The organism is Streptomyces sp. T39 (assembly GCF_008042045.1).
Lineage (GTDB): Bacteria > Actinomycetota > Actinomycetes > Streptomycetales > Streptomycetaceae > Streptomyces.
Window position 1 is genome coordinate 3,010,427 of sequence record NZ_RDBP01000012.1, and the last position, 3,797, is coordinate 3,014,223.

3 protein-coding genes are annotated in these 3,797 nt (G+C 67.2%); all 3 read left to right on the forward strand.

Annotated features, from left to right (window positions below; translation table 11 throughout):
- Positions 1–306 (forward strand): FAD-dependent thymidylate synthase (gene thyX, locus EAO77_RS40000; RefSeq protein ID WP_147992504.1); only part of this gene is annotated, 306 nt, incomplete at its 5' end.
- Between the two features lie 187 nt (positions 307–493).
- The gene (gene dapA / locus EAO77_RS14720; RefSeq protein WP_147988428.1) at positions 494–1,417 is read left to right on the forward strand and encodes a 4-hydroxy-tetrahydrodipicolinate synthase; all 924 of its coding nucleotides are present in this window, start codon (positions 494–496) and stop codon (positions 1,415–1,417) included.
- A 138-nt stretch (positions 1,418–1,555) separates the two neighbouring features.
- Complete coding sequence (locus tag EAO77_RS14725) at positions 1,556–3,241, forward strand: ribonuclease J (protein ID WP_147988429.1); 1,686 nt, start codon at positions 1,556–1,558, stop codon at positions 3,239–3,241.
- Positions 3,242–3,797 lie beyond the last annotated feature (556 nt).

Genomic DNA, 3,797 nt, shown 5'->3' on the forward strand with positions numbered 1-3,797 from the left:
CGGGTGATGGAGGACGCCTACCTGCACGCGTACGAGGCGTACCAGGAGATGCTCGCCGCCGGCGTCGCCCGTGAGGTGGCCCGTGCGGTGCTCCCCGTCGGCCTCTTCTCGTCGATGTACGCCACCTGCAACGCACGCTCGCTGATGCACTTCCTGGGGCTGCGCACCCAGCACGAGGACGCCGCGGTGCCCTCGTTCCCGCAGCGGGAGATCGAGATGGTCGGCGAGAAGATGGAACGGCACTGGGCGAAGCTCATGCCGCTGACCTACGCGGCCTTCAACGCCAACGGCCGGATCGCTCCATAGGTACAGATGTGCGCACTTGTGGCGAAGTGTCCGTATTGCGGCGTTTCATAAAGTTCATCTAGGCTGATCAAACGGACCCGGCACTGCTTGAACCCCCGAGCAGGCAGTGCCGGGTTCCACCTGCCACGTCGTACGTCACGTCCCCCGAGGGGACACCCTGCACTGAGCAGCGAGTAGCGTGTTACCCATGGCTCCGATCTCCACTCCGCAGACCCCCTTCGGCCGGGTCCTCACCGCCATGGTCACGCCCTTCACGGCGGACGGCGCTCTCGACCTCGACGGCGCCCAGCGTCTCGCCGCCCACCTCGTGGACGTGGGCAACGACGGTCTGATCCTCAACGGGACCACCGGCGAGTCGCCCACCACCAGCGACGCGGAGAAGGACCAGCTCGTACGAGCGGTCCTGGAGGCCGTCGGAGACCGTGCGCACATCGTCGCCGGGATCGGCACCAACGACACCCGCCACAGCATCGAACTCGCCCGCGCCGCCGAGCGCGCCGGCGCACACGGTCTGCTGGCCGTGACGCCGTACTACAACAAGCCCCCGCAGGAGGGCCTGTTCCGCCACTTCTCGGCCATCGCCGACGCCACGGAACTGCCCGTGATGCTGTACGACATCCCCGGCCGCAGCGGCGTCCCGATCGACACCGAGACGATCGTCCGCCTCGCCGCCCACCCGCGGATCGTCGCCAACAAGGACGCCAAGGGCGACCTCGGCCGCGCCAGCTGGGCCATCGCACGCAGCGGCCTCGCCTGGTACTCGGGCGACGACATGCTCAACCTCCCGCTGCTCTCCGTCGGCGCCGTCGGCTTCGTCTCCGTGGTCGGCCACGTCGTCACCCCGGAACTGCGCGCCCTGCTCGACGCCCACCGCGGCGGCGACGTCCAGAAGGCGACGGAGATCCACCAGAAGCTGCTCCCCGTCTTCACCGGGATGTTCCGCACCCAGGGAGTGATCACCTCCAAGGCGGCCCTCACCCTGCAGGGCCTGCCCGCAGGCCCGCTCCGGCTGCCGCTCGTCGGTCTTTCCCCCGAAGAAACCCGGCAGCTCGAGCTCGACCTGGCCGCGGGCGGGGTAGAGCTGAAGAACACTGACTTCACAACTGAATAGGCAAAACCGGCCGGCGCGACCGCCGCGGCGTACCGCCCGACACCCGGACCCGGCCGGAAACTGACAACGGCAAGTGCACGAATGTCATGTACGCCACGTGCCGCAGAGGCACGTGGCGTATGTGGTGAGGAGAGTCTTTTGAGTCATCCGCATCCCGAACTCGGCGCTCCGCCGAAGCTGCCCAAGGGCGGACTGCGCGTCACCCCGCTCGGCGGTCTCGGCGAGATCGGCCGCAACATGACGGTCTTCGAATACGACGGCCGCCTGCTCGTCGTCGACTGCGGCGTCCTCTTCCCGGAGGAGGAGCAGCCCGGCATCGACCTGATCCTCCCGGACTTCACCACCCTCCGGGACCGCCTCGACGACATCGAGGGCATCGTCCTCACCCACGGGCACGAGGACCACATCGGCGGCGTCCCGTTCCTGCTCCGGCTGAAGCCGGACATCCCGCTCATCGGCTCCAAGCTGACCCTCGCCCTGATCGAGGCCAAGCTCCAGGAGCACCGCATCCGCCCGTACACCCTCGAGGTCACCGAGGGACAGCGCGAGCGCATCGGCCTCTTCGACTGCGAGTTCATCGCCGTCAACCACTCCATCCCCGACGCGCTGGCCGTCGCCATCCGCACCCCCGCGGGCATGGTCGTCCACACCGGCGACTTCAAGATGGACCAGCTGCCGCTGGACCGCCGCCTGACCGACCTGCACGCCTTCGCGCGGCTGAGCGAGGAGGGCATCGACCTCCTCCTCTCGGACTCGACGAACGCCGAGGTCCCGGGCTTCGTCCCGCCCGAGCGCGACATCTCCAACGTGCTGCGCACGGTCTTCGCCAACGCGCAGAAGCGCATCATCGTGGCCAGCTTCGCCAGTCATGTGCACCGCATCCAGCAGATCCTGGACGCGGCCCACGAGTACGGCAGGCGGGTCGCCTTCGTCGGCCGCTCGATGGTCCGCAACATGGGCATCGCCCGCGACCTCGGTTATCTGCGGGTCCCGGCCGGCCTCGTCGTGGACGTCAAGACGCTCGACGACCTGCCGGACCACGAGGTCGTCCTCGTCTGCACCGGATCCCAGGGCGAGCCCATGGCCGCGCTGTCCCGGATGGCCAACCGCGACCACCAGATCCGCATCGTCCAGGGAGACACCGTCATCCTGGCCTCGTCGCTCATCCCGGGCAACGAGAACGCGGTCTACCGCGTGATCAACGGCCTCACCCGCTGGGGCGCGAACGTCATCCACAAGGGCAACGCCAAGGTCCACGTCTCGGGCCACGCCTCGGCCGGCGAGCTGCTGTACTTCTACAACATCTGCAAGCCGAAGAACCTGATGCCGGTGCACGGCGAATGGCGCCACCTGCGCGCCAACGCCGAACTGGGCGCGCTGACCGGCGTGCCGAAGGACCACATCGTCATCGCCGAGGACGGCGTCGTCGTCGACCTCGTCGACGGCAAGGCCCGGATCGTCGGCAAGGTCCAGGCCGGTTACGTGTACGTCGACGGTCTCTCCGTCGGCGACGTCACCGAGCCCGCACTCAAGGACCGCCGCATCCTGGGCGAGGAAGGCATCATCTCCGTCTTCGTCGTCGTGGACAGCACGACCGGCAAGGTCGTGGGCGGTCCCCACATCCACGCGCGCGGGTCCGGCATCGACGACTCGGTCTTCACCGCGGTCGTGCCGAAGATCGAGGACGCGATCGCCAAGTCGGCGGCGGACGGCGTCGCTGAGCCGCACCAGCTCCAGCAGCTCGTGCGCCGCACCCTGGGCAAGTGGGTCTCGGACACCTACCGCCGACGCCCGATGATCCTCCCCGTCGTCGTCGAGGTCTGACCCCTCGCACCGCCGTCACCTGGAGCGGAGCCCCCGATTTGCATCGGGGCGCTCCGCTCCAGTACGTTTGGCTCTCCGCCTGAACGGGTACCCGGCACTTTCATGTGCGCTGAAGGGTGCCCGGAGGGGGCGGGAATTCCGGCTCAGAATCTCTGATAAAGTCGGGCACGCCGAAAAGGGAAACGCGAAAGCGGATTTCTTGGAAGCATTCCCGCCGACCGGGAATCAGGCCCGAAAGAGTCTGATAGAGTCGGAAGCGCCGGAAGGGCCGAAAAGCCCGGAAAGCACCGAGGAAATCGGGTCGGAAAGATCTGATAGAGTCGGAGACGCAAGACCGAAGGGAAGCGCCCGGAGGAAAGCCCGAGAGGGTGAGTACAAAGGAAGCGTCCGTTCCTTGAGAACTCAACAGCGTGCCAAAAATCAACGCCAGATATGTTGATACCCCGTCCATCCGGTTCGGATGGTCGAGGTTCCTTTGAAAAAGACCTGTCCGGTCCTCCTTGTGAGGGTGCGGGCAGGCGACACAGCGAGGACGCTGTGAACGGTGGGGCTTATT

Coding starts and splice junctions, on each gene's coding strand:
- dapA (WP_147988428.1), top strand. CDS start 494: ATGGCTCCGATCTCCACTCCGCAGACCCCCTTCGGCCGGGTCCTCACC.